This window comes from Streptomyces sp. MMG1121, assembly GCF_001280015.1.
GTDB lineage: Bacteria > Actinomycetota > Actinomycetes > Streptomycetales > Streptomycetaceae > Streptomyces.
This window is the reverse complement of record NZ_LGDV01000213.1, coordinates 174,218-187,370: the sequence shown is the minus strand read 5'-3', so window position 1 is coordinate 187,370 and position 13,153 is coordinate 174,218. Positions and strand designations below refer to the sequence as shown.

Annotated in this window: 13 protein-coding genes; 6 read left to right on the top strand and 7 right to left on the bottom strand. The window is 71.1% G+C overall.

Annotated elements, in window-relative coordinates; all coding sequences use genetic code 11:
* Positions 1-122: 122 nt before the first annotated feature.
* Positions 123-1,178, bottom strand: coding sequence for an alpha/beta hydrolase (locus ADK64_RS30530; protein ID WP_053664193.1), 1,056 nt, complete (start codon positions 1,176-1,178; stop codon positions 123-125).
* Positions 1,179-1,391: 213 nt separating this feature from the next.
* Positions 1,392-1,784 (bottom strand): winged helix-turn-helix transcriptional regulator, encoded by a 393-nt coding sequence (locus ADK64_RS30525; RefSeq protein WP_078992927.1) that lies wholly within the window; start codon positions 1,782-1,784, stop codon positions 1,392-1,394.
* A gap of 105 nt (positions 1,785-1,889) precedes the next feature.
* On the opposite strand from ADK64_RS30525, the gene ADK64_RS30520 reads away from it, so the two are divergent.
* Positions 1,890-2,720 carry an alpha/beta fold hydrolase gene (locus tag ADK64_RS30520; RefSeq protein WP_078992926.1) on the top strand — a complete coding sequence of 277 codons (831 nt, stop codon included), beginning with the start codon at positions 1,890-1,892 and terminating at the stop codon, positions 2,718-2,720.
* Between the two features lie 261 nt (positions 2,721-2,981).
* Here ADK64_RS30520 and ADK64_RS30515 read toward each other — a convergent pair whose 3' ends face one another.
* The 5 genes from ADK64_RS30515 to ADK64_RS30495 all read right to left on the bottom strand — a co-directional run bounded on the left by ADK64_RS30515 (position 2,982) and on the right by ADK64_RS30495 (position 7,458).
* Positions 2,982-4,235: an NAD(P)/FAD-dependent oxidoreductase gene (locus ADK64_RS30515; protein ID WP_199829748.1), complete on the bottom strand. Its 1,254-nt coding sequence runs from the start codon at positions 4,233-4,235 to the stop codon at positions 2,982-2,984.
* Entirely contained in the window at positions 4,232-4,426 is a 195-nt protein-coding gene (locus ADK64_RS30510) for a ferredoxin (RefSeq protein WP_053664187.1), read from the bottom strand. The genes ADK64_RS30515 and ADK64_RS30510 overlap by 4 nt, the downstream gene beginning before the upstream one ends.
* Before the next feature lie 37 nt (positions 4,427-4,463).
* Positions 4,464-5,693, bottom strand: coding sequence for a cytochrome P450 (locus ADK64_RS30505; RefSeq protein WP_053664185.1), 1,230 nt, complete (start codon positions 5,691-5,693; stop codon positions 4,464-4,466).
* Positions 5,694-5,805: 112 nt separating this feature from the next.
* On the bottom strand, positions 5,806-6,423 hold the full coding sequence (locus tag ADK64_RS30500) for a TetR/AcrR family transcriptional regulator (protein ID WP_053664183.1): 618 nt from the start codon (positions 6,421-6,423) through the stop codon (positions 5,806-5,808).
* 159 nt (positions 6,424-6,582) lie between these two features.
* Complete coding sequence (locus ADK64_RS30495; protein WP_053664181.1) at positions 6,583-7,458, bottom strand: helix-turn-helix transcriptional regulator; 876 nt, start codon at positions 7,456-7,458, stop codon at positions 6,583-6,585.
* Between the two features lie 74 nt (positions 7,459-7,532).
* Here ADK64_RS30495 and ADK64_RS30490 point away from each other — a divergent pair, with 74 nt between their 5' ends.
* The 5 genes from ADK64_RS30490 (at position 7,533) to ADK64_RS30470 (ending at position 13,146) form a co-directional block, all read left to right on the top strand.
* On the top strand, positions 7,533-8,246 hold the full coding sequence (locus tag ADK64_RS30490; RefSeq protein ID WP_053664179.1) for an SDR family NAD(P)-dependent oxidoreductase: 714 nt from the start codon (positions 7,533-7,535) through the stop codon (positions 8,244-8,246).
* A gap of 207 nt (positions 8,247-8,453) precedes the next feature.
* Positions 8,454-9,080, top strand: a complete 627-nt coding sequence (locus ADK64_RS30485) for a hypothetical protein (protein ID WP_053664177.1) — start codon at positions 8,454-8,456, stop codon at positions 9,078-9,080.
* A gap of 176 nt (positions 9,081-9,256) precedes the next feature.
* On the top strand, positions 9,257-9,502 hold the full coding sequence (locus ADK64_RS30480; RefSeq protein ID WP_053664175.1) for a Smr/MutS family protein: 246 nt from the start codon (positions 9,257-9,259) through the stop codon (positions 9,500-9,502).
* A gap of 465 nt (positions 9,503-9,967) precedes the next feature.
* Complete coding sequence (locus tag ADK64_RS30475) at positions 9,968-10,168, top strand: DUF6229 family protein (RefSeq protein ID WP_199829747.1); 201 nt, start codon at positions 9,968-9,970, stop codon at positions 10,166-10,168.
* A 143-nt stretch (positions 10,169-10,311) separates the two neighbouring features.
* The gene (locus ADK64_RS30470; RefSeq protein ID WP_053664173.1) at positions 10,312-13,146 is read left to right on the top strand and encodes a type 2 lanthipeptide synthetase LanM family protein; all 2,835 of its coding nucleotides are present in this window, start codon (positions 10,312-10,314) and stop codon (positions 13,144-13,146) included.
* Positions 13,147-13,153 lie beyond the last annotated feature (7 nt).

Sequence of the window (13,153 nt, the reverse complement as noted above, 5' to 3'; positions counted from 1 at the left end):
CCGTGCTATCGGCCGTGCGTCGAGGCGTCGTCGCCGAAGGTGCGCGCTCCGGGCGGGGCAGTCATCCCAAAGTCGGTCTCGCCGCTACTTCGGTCGCCTCCGCCTGTCGCCGGACGGCTTGGTCATGCCTTCGGCGCGGTGGTGTGGCGGCTCAGGAAGTTGAAGGCCGCCGGGTACAACCGCGTCCAGGTGTTGTAGTTGTGGCCGCCGTTGGGCAGCACCATGGTCTGCGTCTGGACCTTGGTGGTGGCAGCGGTCTTCGCGAACTGCTCGATGTAGTGCGGCGGGCTGAGCCGGTCCTCGGCCGACGTGGCCAGGAACAGGCTCACCGATGCTGTGGTGTGCGTCACCATGTACGTCGGGCTGGTGTGTTCGCGTGTTCGCGGGTCCGTGATCACGCCCGTGTCGCCGGTCAGCGGATCGGGATCCAGTGCGGCGCCGACGCCGAAGACCTTCGGGTAGGCCAGGGGGAGCCGCGCGGCGCAGAAGCCTCCGGTGGAGAAGCCCATGACGCCCCAGCCCTTGGGACCGGAGAGGGTACGGAACTTGTGGCCGATCAGTTCCGGCACGTCACGCGCCATCCAGGTGGCGACCTTCCGGCCGGGCTGATCGGTGCAGTCGGTGTCGATGCCGCCCGGATCGACCACCGGCATGGCCAGGATGAACGGGTGTGAGGTGCCCGTCTTCATCAGTTGCTGGAAGTCCTGGGGCATGCCGCCGTGTTCCAGCCAGGACGCGGGACTGCCCGGCACGCCGTGCAGGAGCAGCACGACCGGGAAGCGCGTGTGGCGGTACTGGGGCTGGTTGTACTGCGGCGGCGTCCACACGATGACCTGCCCGGACAGTTGTGAGTGCTTGCCGCGGAAGTAGGTGTCCAGGAGTCCCGCGTCGCTGTGGGTGAACTTCGCGCGGTCGGCCGGGGGGCCGGGCATGGCGACGGCCCCGTTGTTCCTGCCCAGGAGATCGTCCCAGGAGGCATAGAGGCCGTAGTCGTTGTTGATCCAGGTCGCGACCACCGAGATTGCCGTGAGCTGGCACAGACCGATCATGATCAGCCGTAGCAGCCAGCGCAGTGACTGGGGACCCCGTAGATGTGACCAGAGCACCATGGTGCCGACCACGCACAATGCGGTGGCCGCGATCAGCAGGACCAAGAACGGTGTCCCCGTCAGACTCATGGGCGATCCCCCTGGCAGTTCGATGGTGAAGTGATAGCCGTGCGCCACATAATCACAGTTGGGCGCTTTGTGAGAGCCGTGATTCCGTCGCGGCCCAGGCGTGAGAACCGGCACACGGACCGCTTCGCGAAGCGCCGGCCGGTTGCCCCGGTGCCGTCGTGACGATGGTCACTCGGTCGGGAGGGCGCGCCTCCGGGATCCGCGACCGCACCGTCAACAACGCCCTCCCGGCGGCTCGTCGGCCTGGCGCCGGTTCAGTTCCGCGATCTCCGGCATGTGCTGTTCGGCCCATGCGCGCAGTGCGGCGAGCGGCTGCTCCAGGGACAGACCGAGGTCGGTGAGGCGGTAGTGCACCGCTGGAGGCACGGTCGCCTCCACGCGGCGGGCGACCAGACCGTCACGGACCAGGCTCTGCAGGGTGACGGAGAGCATCTTCTGCGAGACACCCGGCATGCGGCGCCGCAGGTCCGCGAAGCGGATCTCGCCAGGGGCTTCCTCGGCGAGGACCTTGACGGCCATCGAGGTCCACTTTGTCCCGATCCGGTCCAGGAGCTGTCGTGTCGGACACAGCGGATCGAAGAGGTCACCGCGCTGCGACGTGGTCACGCCGGACTCACCACCTGAGGGAAAAGTGCCGTCTTGGGACCTCAACGGTAGTTCCCTACGGTTGCTTCGTCACCGATGGATACTGCTTCCCGCATGGAGATACGTATGCCTGAGCTGCGTCGAGTCGCCGTCAACGGTGTGGAACTGAACGTAGCCCTGGACGGGGCAGGCCCCGCCGTTCTGCTGTTGCACGGGTTCCCGCACACGTGGGAGCTGTGGCGGCAGATCATGGCCGGGCTCGCCGACCGGTACACCGTCATCGCGCCGGACCTGCGCGGCTTCGGGGCGAGCAGCCGTGCCGCGTCCGGATACGACGCCGGTACCCTGGCCGACGACGCCGCGGCACTGCTCGCGGAACTCGGGGTGTCCGGCGCCGCGGTGATCGCCATCGATGCCGGGACGCCTCCGGCGTTTCTCCTGGCCATGCGCCGACCGGACCTGGTGCGACAACTCGTCGTCATGGAGTCCCTGCTCGGACGGTTGCCCGGTGCCGAGGACTTCCTCGCGGCGGGCGCCCCGTGGTGGTTCGGCTTCCATGCGGTGCCCGGCCTCGCGGAGCACGTCCTGAGCGGCAACGAAGCCCGCTACATCGCCTGGTTCCTCACCGCTGGGACTCTCGGTGAGGGAGCAACGCCGCGGATCCGGGACGCCTTCGTCCGGGCCTTCACCGGACGGGAGGCGCTGCGCTGTGCGTTCTCGTACTACCGGGCCCTGCCCGAAAGCGCGGCGCAGATAGAGCAGGCCGTCGCTGACGGAAGGCTGACCGTACCCACGATGGCCGTGGGCGCACACCCCGTCGGTGCGGCCCTGGAGAACCAACTCCGCCCCATCACCGACGATCTGACGGGACGTCGTATCGAGGACTGTGGACACATCATTCCGCTGCACCGCCCGCGGGCCCTCCTTGATCTGCTGCGGCCCTTCCTGGCGGGTTGAGCAGGACGACGCCCCAGGCTACGGAGAAGATCCGTTCTCCGGTGCAGGAGGCCGCGGACCTGCGTGCCGCCCCGGACGTCAGCCGCTGCTGCGCCGCCTCCCCTGGCCGCATTGCCCTTGACCAGGAAGGGCTCCATGGTGGCGGTCGTCATCGGCCTGCCCGGCGCCACGGAGGCGCGGCCGTCGACGCCGACGGCAGCCTCGCGCCCGGTTCGGGGCGCGCGAGCAGGCACGATCGTCCGCGGATCGGCACGGCGAACGTCAGCCCGGCCCGCTGCCCTGGGCCACTGCCGCGGGCCGGGGCGGCCCCGTCCGGTCGGTGACGGCCTCCTGCCATACGGACTTGGCGGCGATGGCGTTCCGCCACCGGCGCAGTTCGCGCGGGGGCATGCCCACGGCCAGTGCCCCGGTGAGTGTCCGGCCGGCGCGGTAGGCGACGAGGAAGCGGCCGTCCGCCGGGTCGCCGTCGAGCACCTGCGCCTCGTCGTGGCCGCGGAGGTTGCCGAACGCCTGGATCCTGATCCCGTACTGGTCGGACCAGAAGTAGGGGATGGGGGCGTACGGCCGCGGCTGTTCGGGACGCAGCAGATTGCGGGCGGCGGCCATGCCCTGTTCGGCGGCGTTGGTGCGGTGCTCGACGCGCATGCTCGTGCCGAACAGCGGGTTGAACCAGCGGGCCACGTCCCCGGCCGCGTACACGCCGGGCGCGGCCGCGCTGTACATGTCGCACTCCACACCGTCGGTCGTCCGCAGGCCGCTGCCTTGCAGCCAAGCCGTGTTGGGCCGGGAGCCGACGGCGACCAGTACGTCGTCCGCCGGGACGACCGTCCCGCTGTCCAGCCGTACTCCGGTGACCCGTCCGGCAGCCGTCTCGATCCCGGCGGCCGTCGTGCCCGTCCGCAGATCCACGCCGTTCTCGCGGTGCACCTGTGCCAGGTATGAGCCGACCTGCCGGCCGACGGCGTGGGCGAGCGGGACGGAGGCGGGTTCGACGAGCGTGACGGCCGTGCCCAGGGTACGGGCGGCGGCGGCGACCTCGGCGCCGAGGAACCCGGCGCCCACCACGACGAGTCGGCCGCCGGCGGCCAGCCTGGCGCGCAGGGCGAGGGCATCCCGCAGGTCGCGCAGCACGTGCACCCCCGCCACGTCGCACTCGGGCAGACGGCGCGGCCGGACTCCGGTGGCGATGAGGAGTCCGTCGTAGGCGAGTTCGGTGCCGTCGGCGAGTGTCACCGTGCGTGCGGCGGGGGAGAGGGCGGTCGCGCGCACGCCGAGCCGCATGTCCAGGCCGAGCGCGTCCAGGTCCGTGGTCCGGCGCAGCTGGACGCGCTCGGCCGGCCAGGCGCCGGTGAGGATCTGTTTGGACAGCGGCGGCCGGTCGTAGGGGAGATGCCTCTCTTCGCCGACGAGCGTGAGGGAGCCGTCGAAGCCCTCGCGTCGCAGCGTCTCGGCCGCCGTGAGCCCGGCCGCCGAGGCTCCCACGATGACCACGCGGCGGGGTGCGCCGACGGTCACTCCGCCACCAGCCGGATCGCCGCGGCGGGACAGATGGCCGCAGCGTTTCGGACCCCGTCCTGGTGCGCGGCGTCCGGATGGAGGTTCAGCAGCTCGACGATGCCGTCGTCGTCCTGGTCGAAGATCTCGGGAGCCTCCAGGACGCACTGTCCGGACGCCACGCACTTGGGCTGGTCGACTTCCACACGCATGGGTTTTCCCTTCTGACGCACTGGTGACCGGCGGGGTTTACCAGGTGATCGGGAGTTTGTAGACGCCGTAGACGATGCCGTCGTGCTTGAACTCCAACTGGTCCATCTCGCAGGCGAGTTGCAGGGTCGGGACGCGGGAGTGCAGGGTGCTGAAGGCGACTTGGAGTTCGATGCGGGCCAACGGCTGGCCGAGGCACTGGTGCACGCCGTATCCGAAGGCGACGTGGTGGCGTGCGTTGCGGGTGATGTCGAGCCGGTAGGGGTCGGGGAAGGCCTCCGGGTCACGGTTGGCGATGTCGCCCGCCAGGACGACTCCGTCGCCCGCGCGGATGACCTGCCCGTCGATCTCGATGTCCGCCAGCGCCGTACGGCGGCGCCCGGAGTGGGTGATGGTGAGGTAGCGCAGCAGTTCCTCCACCGCCGCGGCCACCGCCCTGGGGTCGTCGGTGTCGCGCAGGAGGGCGAGCTGATCGGGGTGCTGGAGCAGGGCGAGGGTACCGAGCGTGATCATGTTCGCCGTGGTCTCGTGGCCCGCGCCGAGCATGAGGACACCCGTCTTCGCGGCTTCGCCCTGGGTCATCTGGCCGGTGTTCACGCGCTCGGTGGCGAGCGCGGACAGCAAGTCCGTTCCGGGGCGGGTGCGTTTGGTGCTGAGCAGATCGTCCAGATAGTCGGTGAGGGTCGTCTGTGCCGCGAGGACCTCCTCGGGTGTCGACGTACGGCGGACGATGACTTTGGTGTTGCGCTGGAAGAGGTCGTGGTCCTCGTACGGCACCCCGAGCAGTTCGCAGATGACCAGGCTCGGCAGGGGCAGCGCCAGTGCCTCGACCAGATCGGCCGGCCGGGGACCGGCGAGCATGGTGTCGATCAGGGCGTCGGTGGTCTTCTGGATGGACGGGCGCAGTGCCTCGACCTTCTTGATGGCGAAGGGTGCCGTCACCATGCGCCGCAAGCGGGCGTGCTCCGGGTCGTCCATGGTGAGGAACGTGCGGCGGACCGAGTCGGTCGCCTTGCCGCCCGCGTTGCGGTGCGGGTATCCGGGACGTGAGGCGTCGGCGCTGATCCGGGGGTCGCCGAGCAGTGTGCGCAGGTGGTCGTAGCGGGTGACCAGCCACGGGCTGGTGCCGTCCCAGATGCGAACCCGGGAGAGGGGTTTGTCCGCTTGGAGGGTCCGCAGCGCGGGCGGCGGATCGAAGGGGCATCCGGTCGCCCTGGGCAGCGGGAACGGGAGCTGTTCGGTTGTCGTGTCCGCCGATGTCTCAGCCATACGTGCCTCCTCGGCAGGAGTGGTCACGGCACACTCCTAACGGCGTTAGGTGCTCAAGGCAACGATATGGATTCTGTCCGCCGCATCAACCACGCCTCATGGTTCACAGTCGCTATCCGGCCATGATGCGCTCGAGCAGGTTGTCCGCTCTCCGTGCGATTGCTTCCCTGTCGGCCTCGAACGGCAAGGCCATGGCGATGGCCACGATGCCGTGCAGCGAGGACCACAACAGAAGGGCGTCGAGTTCGCTGTCCGCCGACGCACGGCGGGCGCCCCGGCAGGCTGCGACCGCGTCCTCCCAGGTCTCGTACAAGGCCCACACCGGATGCAGTGGCGACTGTGCGCGCGGCGCCGTGATGCGCTGTAGGCCGAACATCAGCCGGTACCGGCTGGGCTTCTCCACTGCGAACAGGCAGTACCGCTGGGCCATCGCGCGCAACGCCGCACGGGGTCCACCGTCCTGCTCCCGGGCCCACGCCTCACGCAACTCGGCGACCAGTCCGTCGTACGCCCGTTGCGTCACCGCCGCCACCAGCTCGGACCGGTCCTTGAAGTGCAGATAGATGCTCGGCGCCGAGATCCCGACCTCCCGTGCGACCGCGCGCAACGACACGGCCTCCTCCCGGCCGGACTCCGACAAGAGCCGCGCGGCGGCCGCGAGGATCTCCTCCTTCAGGGCACTGCCCTCGCCCCACTGGCTCGGCGTGCGGCGCTTGAACGCTTCCGTCATCCCGGCTCCCTCCGCCCTCCTGGCGAAGCATTATCGAAGGTGGCCGGATTACGGGCCCCGCGCGGTCCGCCTCGCGCTGTCGGCGTGCGGCCCGGGCAGCCAGGAGACCGCCGTCCGGCGGTACCTCGGCCGGGACCGTGTGTACACCGTGATCTTCGCCTACGAGAGCGGCCGGTCCGCGTCGGAGCCTGGCCGTCCCCCTCCGTCAGGGCTTTCTCCGGTGACCGGGGTGGCGACGGCGAGGGACTCCAGGGCACGGGCGGAAGGCGAACCCGGGTCGGCCGTGACCAGAACCACCTCCTGGTCGTCCTCCGGCACCAGCAGCACGTCGCAGTTCAGCCGCAGCCTGCCCAGCTCCGGATGGTCGAGGGTCTTGGTGCGATGGCCCGGCGCGTGCACCGGGTGGGTGCGCCAGATCTTCCGGAACTCCTCGCTGCCGGCGTGCAACTCGTCGAGCAGGGCGGCGAGTCGGGTGTCGTGGGGGTAGCGCTCGGCGGCTCGGCGCAGCCGTGCCACCGCGATGGGCCCGAACTCCCTTGTGCTGGAGGTCTCGTAGGTTCGCCCTTCACCGAGGAAGCGGCGCCGGGCCAGGTTGGTCGTGCGACGCCCCAGATCGTCGCCGAACAGGGCCCGGGCCGCCGGATTGAAGGCGAGGAGACCGTAGGCGGCGTCGGTGACGATCGCGGCGGTTCCGGGCAGCCGCTGCAGCATCCCCGCCACCTGCGGGCGCACCCGCCGTACGGGCCGGGCGGCGGGCGGTGCGGCCGACCCGGCCAGCCGGAACAGGTGACTGCGCTCGGCCGGGGCGAGCCGCAGCGCGGTGGCGAGCGCGTCCAGGACGCGGGGAGAGGGCCGGGGGCCACGAGCCTGTTCGAGCCTGACGTAGTAGTCGACCGACATGTGGGCCAGCTCCGCGACCTCCTCCCGGCGCAGGCCGGGCGTACGGCGTGGGGCGCCGTCCGGCAGGCCGACCTCTCGCGCCGTGAGCCCCGCTCGGCGTTCTCGCAGATAGCGGGCCAGTTCCTGCCTCGCCATGCCACTGCCTCCTCGTCCTGCCTGGTACAGGTGATCCCTGGCAGGACGGCGCCGGCCGGGGAACCGTGGCTGACATGAACGATCGCACAGCACTCGTCACCGGTGCCAACAAGGGCATCGGCCACCACATCGCCCGCCAGCTCGCCGCCGAGGGGTTCACCGTGTACGTCGGCTCCCGCGACGCCGGCCGCGGGGAGGCCGCGGCCGCGGAGATCGGCGCCGACGCCCGCCCGCTGGTCCTCGACGTCACCGACGCGGACGGCATCGCACACGCCGCGGCCCGAGTCGACCGCCTGGACGTACTCGTCAACAACGCCGGCATCGCCGTACCCCTCGACCCGCCCGCCGAGGCGACCGTCGCTGACTTCCGGCGGATCTACGAGACCAACCTCTTCGGTGTCGTCGCCGTCACCAACGCCTTCCTGCCCGTCCTGCGCCGCTCGGCCCGGCCCCGCATCGTGAACGTCTCCAGCGGCACCGGTTCCCTGACCTGGAGCACCGGCCCCAACCCCCAGTTCACCCCGGGCGTAGGCTCCGGCGCCGCCTACCGTTCCTCCAAGGCCGCGCTGAACGCGCTCACCGTCTTCTACGCCCAGACACTCGGCGCCCCCTTCAAGGTCAACGCCCTCGCCCCCGGAGTGCGGGCCACCGACCTCAGCCCCGGGGCCAGGGACCGGGGCGGCGATCCGAAGGAGGGCGCGTGGGGGGCCGTACGGCTCGCTCTGCTGCCGGACGACGGGCCGACCGGAGCATTCTTCTCCTGGAACGGGACACCGGTCCCCTGGTGAACCCTGTGCCGCCGGCAGCGTGAGCCTGGCGGCCTGACCGGCCTGGTCCGGTCAGGCCGGGCTCGGGCGGTCACCCGAGCCACGACTCCCGCCCCCGGGGCGCCGCTTCGGAGAACCCGTTGACGCGCAGGCCCCCGACCGCCATAGTTACCGGCCGGTAGGGGATCGCTGTCGCCGTCGACGGCTCGACCAGGGGGCTCGCAGAACATGACCGACCACGCCCGCGCGGCGCTGCAACTGCTGCGCGAGAACGGCCACTTCCAGTGGTACGTCATCCCTCTCCTGCTCTTCGTGATCTACGTCTACGCCGTGGAGGCGGAACGGCGCAACTGGAGCGTGTTCTTCGCCGGCCTCGCGTTGTGGGGCATGGACTGGTTCAACGAGATAGGCAACGCACTCGTCTTCCACTTCACCGGACGGGCCCCGGTCTGGGGCGCGTCGGGCAGGACGGCCTATCAGATCCTCATCGGCCTCAACATCGAGATCTGCTTCATGTTCGCGGTCATGGGCATCGCGGCGGCGAAGCTCCTTCCCCCGCGCGGCACACGCGTTCTGGGGCTCCCCAACCGGCCCGTGCTCATCGCCGTGAACTCGGCCGCGTCCGTGGTGGTCGAGATCTGGCTGCACCACGTGGGCGTGCTCACGTGGGACTGGAGCTGGTGGCAGGCGGACGCTCCCTATCTCATCCTCCTGGTCGGGTACGCCCCGTTCTTCGTGGTCAGCTTCCTCGTCCACGACATGCCGCGGGTGCGGACCAAGGCCATGACGGTCAGCGCGATCCTCGGCATCGACGCCGTGGCCCTGCTGGTGTTCGGCTCCCTCGGCTGGCTCTGACCGACGGCCGTGGGCGGCTCCGCGGCTTCCTGGAGTCAGAGACGCCGCGCATCCAGGGCGGTCGAAGCGCGCACGACCGGCCGGCCGGTGGGGCCGCGGTGTTCATGAGAGGCTGCCTGGGCCGCCGCAGCGGTCGTTATTCCGGGCACCCGTGCCGCGTCACCAGGAGGTTCCGCATGATGTCGCTCGATCTCCACCCGATCTTCCGCAACAACCGCGACATCGAACTGGCGCTGCGTCAGTTCCTCTTCAGGGCCAACCACTCGGGCGAGCCGGTTGCGGAGATCATTCCTGGCAAGGGTTCCGGGCGGCTCAAGGCTCGCGTTCTCGCGTTCCTGGACCAGCAGCACATCAGGAAGCTGTACGTGAGACGCGAGGTGGACACGGACAACACCGGACGCATTCTCGTCTACTTCCACTGATCGGCGCACCCGTTCCTCGTAGACCCCCTGGAGCGTGCGGCCCGTCGCGCGGCGCACATCCGGGCCACGGTCCGCCGCAAGGGCCAAACAGGGCAGGTCGCTTCGGGCAGTGCGAGGGCGGGAGGCCGTGGACGGGGCCGCATCCGGCACCGCACTCCTGCCGCCCTCGCATGTGGTTTTCGCCGCAGACGCTGGGGCGTGTGGCGTGGGCATACCGATCCGGCGGGGCCCGGTCGCTCGCTTCCGCCCGGCCCTGCGCACCGGCGGATCCGGTCGGTCTGTCGAACGCCGCTCCCCGTCCCGGTCATCGCTCGATCATGGCGTCGTACCGCCGGTCCCACATGCCCCGGGCGCCTCGCACGACTCAGGCGACTGTGGCCGGATTGGCCGTCTCACGCGTGGCCGAACCCCAACATACTCAGAGCCTGCCCAGTCCATCCCCTCGCTCATCCCTGGAGGTCGACCATGCCCCAGAGCAGTGTGCACGCCCACGCGGTGCTCGACGCCTGGCTGACAGGCGCCGAGAGTGCGTTCGGGCAGGTGAACCCCGCCGGCCCGCTCTACGTCGGCGGTGCCGCCGCGGAGGCCGCACTCACCGACCCGAGTGACTCGCTGTACGGCTTCTGCTCCAGCCCGAGCGGATCGCACGGCAGCTGGTGCTGCTGATCGTCCACACGGCCTGAGCCTCGTTCGCGTTCGCGGACCAAGGGCGCGGGTCCAAGGACCGTGACGCGGGGAACAGCTCTGTGTTCCCCGCGTCCTGGGGCACCGCGAGCAGCGCGCGTGCGACGCCGAGGGGAAGGCCGAGGGTGACCGGAACAGTACCGCGCAAGCCGCAGGACGAGGACGAGACCCAGTGGTTCGCCCGGCCCGTGCGGCGTATCGCCCAGCCGTGGCGGGACGAACTGGCCCGGCGGCTCGCCGCCGTGGACGGCCTGGACCGGGCAGAACGGGACGTGGTGCTGGACGCCGGGCACGTCGCCCTGCTGAAGTCCCTGCACGCGAAGCTGTCCCGGCTGTTCCTGATCGAACTGCACGCGCTCCGCCTGGCCGCGGGCGACGGAGGCGCGCAGGCCGGATCCGACACGCAGACCTGGGCGGCCTTCATCGAGGAGGCCGGCCGAGAGGGCTACCTCGACCGGCTGGCGGACCGGTACCCGAGTGCCGGTCCGCGGGTCGCGTCCGTGGCACGGCTGTGGCTGACGGCGACGGCCGCCTTCGCCGAACGGCTCGCCGCGGACCGCGAGCGGTTGCGTCCGCTGTCGGGAGCACCCGCGGGTGCGGTACGTGCGGTCTCGTTCGGTGCCGGCGACAGCCACAGAGGCGGACTCACGGTCAGCCGGGTCGACCTCGACGGCGGCACTGTCATGTACAAACCCCGGCCGTCCGAGGCGGACGTGGCGCTCGGCGCGTTGCTGGAGGAGCTGTTCGCGTCCTTCCCCGATGCCCCGGCACCGCATGAGCGCATCCGCGTGCCGCGTACGCTCGCGTGTGCCGGGTACGGATGGGCCGAGTTCATACGCCACCGGTTCTGCGCCGACGAAGCCGAACTCGCCGCGTTCTACCGCAACGTCGGCCACTGGCTGGCCGTACTCCGCTTCACCGGCGGAACCGACATGCACGCCGAGAACATGATCGCCGCCGGCCCGGTCCCGGTGATCGTGGACGCCGAGACGCTCTTCGACGCGCCCGCGCCCTTCCCGCCCAGCGGCCGCGGTGACGCGGTGGACGTGGCCGCGGCCGCCATCCGCCGTACGGTGCTGCGTACCGGACTGCTCCCCGTACGCGGCACGGGTTTCGCGCTCGGCGGGGTGGACATCTCCGGTGTCGGCGCGTTGCCCGGTCAGCAGCCGCTCATCCCCAACCCGGTGATCGCGGACGCGGGAACCGCCGCCGCCCGTTTCCAGGTGGACCTCGTGGCGATGCCCGTCGCCGGCAACCATCCCAGCCGTACTCCGGTGCTCAGCACGTACTGGGACCGGATCCTGTACGGGTTCCGGGAGATGACCGCCTACCTGCGTCGGCCCGGAACAGATCCGTCCGCGCTGCTGCGCCGTTTCCAGGGCACCTGGGCACGCCGCATCCTGCGCCCCACGCAGGCCTACGTCGACATCGGCCGGATGCTGTGGCACCCGGCGTCCCTGCACGACGAGAAGGCGGCCGTCGAGCGGGCCCGGGACATCCTCCGGCGCAACGCCGAGGTCCTGCCCGGAGCACCGTCGGACCGGGCGGCCATCGACGGTGAGACAGCCGACCTGCTGGCAGGCGACGTACCGATGTTCGGCTTCACCGTGGACGCGGCCGCGATCCGGAACACGGTCGAGGACTGGCGCACCGCCGATCTTGCGCTGGAGGAGTCGGTGATCCAGGACGCGCTGGTCGGCGCGTACCTCAACGAGCGTTCGCTGCCCGCGCGGGAGCAGGCCGCGGCCGTTGGTCCGCACGCCCGTGACCGGGAGCGGCGCCGCCGTGCTCTGGCGGCCCGGATGGTACGGCGGCTGTGCGACGGGGCGGTGCGCGGGGAGGACGGCACGGTCACCTGGATCAGTCCGGTGTTCACCCCGGCCGGCTGGTCCATCCGCGTACTGCCCGCGGACCTCTACACCGGTCAGGGCGGTGTGGTGCTCGCGCTCGCCGAATACCTGAGCGAGGTGCGGGCCGGGCGCGCGGACGGGATTCCCGGCGTCGCCGAGCACTTCGCAGGGGCGTTGCGGGTGCTGGTCGGTACCGAGGACCGGACGCCCACGCCGTCCGCCGGAGCGTTCAGCGGCGCCGCGTCGCAGGTGTGGACCTGGCTGGCGCTGCACCGGGTGGTGGGCGAGGACTGGATGCTCCAACGGGCCGCCGAACGAGCCGCGTTGCTCGCGCCGGGCGCCAGGCTCGTCGAGGACGACGTCGAGGTGGACCTTCTGAACGGCGCGGCCGGTGCGGTCGTACCGTTGCTGAACCTCGCGGGGGCGACCGGCCAGGAGCGCTGGCTGGCCGCCGCCGCCCACCTCGGGCGTCGGCTCTCCGGGCAGGCCACGCTGGACGCGAGCGGTGCCCGCTGGGTCACCCGCCTCAACCCCGAGGGCATCGGCGGGTTCGCCCACGGGGCCACCGGCATCGGCTGGGCGCTGGCCCGGCTCGCCCTCAGCGAGGCCGGATCCGCCACCGAACGGCGCGGCTGGGCCGACCTCGCACGGCGGGCCCTCGCCTACCAGGAGTCGCTGTACCAGCCGGCCGCGGGCAACTGGCTCGACGTCCGCATCGGCGCCGAGGAGGACTTCTTCACCAGTTGGTGTCACGGCAGCGCGGGCATCGGCGTCGGCATGCTCGACCTTCACCGGCGGACCGGTGACCCCGGGCACCTCGACATGGCGCAACGGGCCGCGCAGGCCTGCGCCGCGGAGGGCTTCGGCTGGAGCCACACCCTGTGCCACGGCGACCTCGGCCTGTGGCAGTTCCTGACCACCCTCGGCTTCGGTGACCCGTCCGACCTCGACGGCGAGATCCTCACCGGTCTGGAACAGCGCGGTCCGGTCGGCGGTCTGGCCCGCGAAGCGTTCTCCCCGAGCCTGATGTCGGGCCTCTCCGGAGTCCTGCACACGCTCCTGCGCATGCATCACGCGGCCGATCTGCCTGATCCGCTCGTTCTGGACTGACCTCGAC

Excerpts from the sequence above, each read along its gene's own strand:
- ADK64_RS30505 (WP_053664185.1), bottom strand. The coding sequence starts at position 5,693 with ATGGCTGAGACATCGGCGGACACGACAACCGAACAGCTCCCGTTCCCG.
- ADK64_RS30480 (WP_053664175.1), top strand. The coding sequence starts at position 9,257 with ATGATGTCGCTCGATCTCCACCCGATCTTCCGCAACAACCGCGACATC.
- ADK64_RS30520 (WP_078992926.1), top strand. The coding sequence starts at position 1,890 with ATGCCTGAGCTGCGTCGAGTCGCCGTCAACGGTGTGGAACTGAACGTA.
- ADK64_RS30495 (WP_053664181.1), bottom strand. The coding sequence starts at position 7,458 with ATGGCGAGGCAGGAACTGGCCCGCTATCTGCGAGAACGCCGAGCGGGG.
- ADK64_RS30490 (WP_053664179.1), top strand. The coding sequence starts at position 7,533 with ATGAACGATCGCACAGCACTCGTCACCGGTGCCAACAAGGGCATCGGC.
- ADK64_RS30500 (WP_053664183.1), bottom strand. The coding sequence starts at position 6,423 with ATGACGGAAGCGTTCAAGCGCCGCACGCCGAGCCAGTGGGGCGAGGGC.
- ADK64_RS30475 (WP_199829747.1), top strand. The coding sequence starts at position 9,968 with ATGCCCCAGAGCAGTGTGCACGCCCACGCGGTGCTCGACGCCTGGCTG.
- ADK64_RS30485 (WP_053664177.1), top strand. The coding sequence starts at position 8,454 with ATGACCGACCACGCCCGCGCGGCGCTGCAACTGCTGCGCGAGAACGGC.
- ADK64_RS30510 (WP_053664187.1), bottom strand. The coding sequence starts at position 4,426 with ATGCGTGTGGAAGTCGACCAGCCCAAGTGCGTGGCGTCCGGACAGTGC.
- ADK64_RS30530 (WP_053664193.1), bottom strand. The coding sequence starts at position 1,178 with ATGAGTCTGACGGGGACACCGTTCTTGGTCCTGCTGATCGCGGCCACC.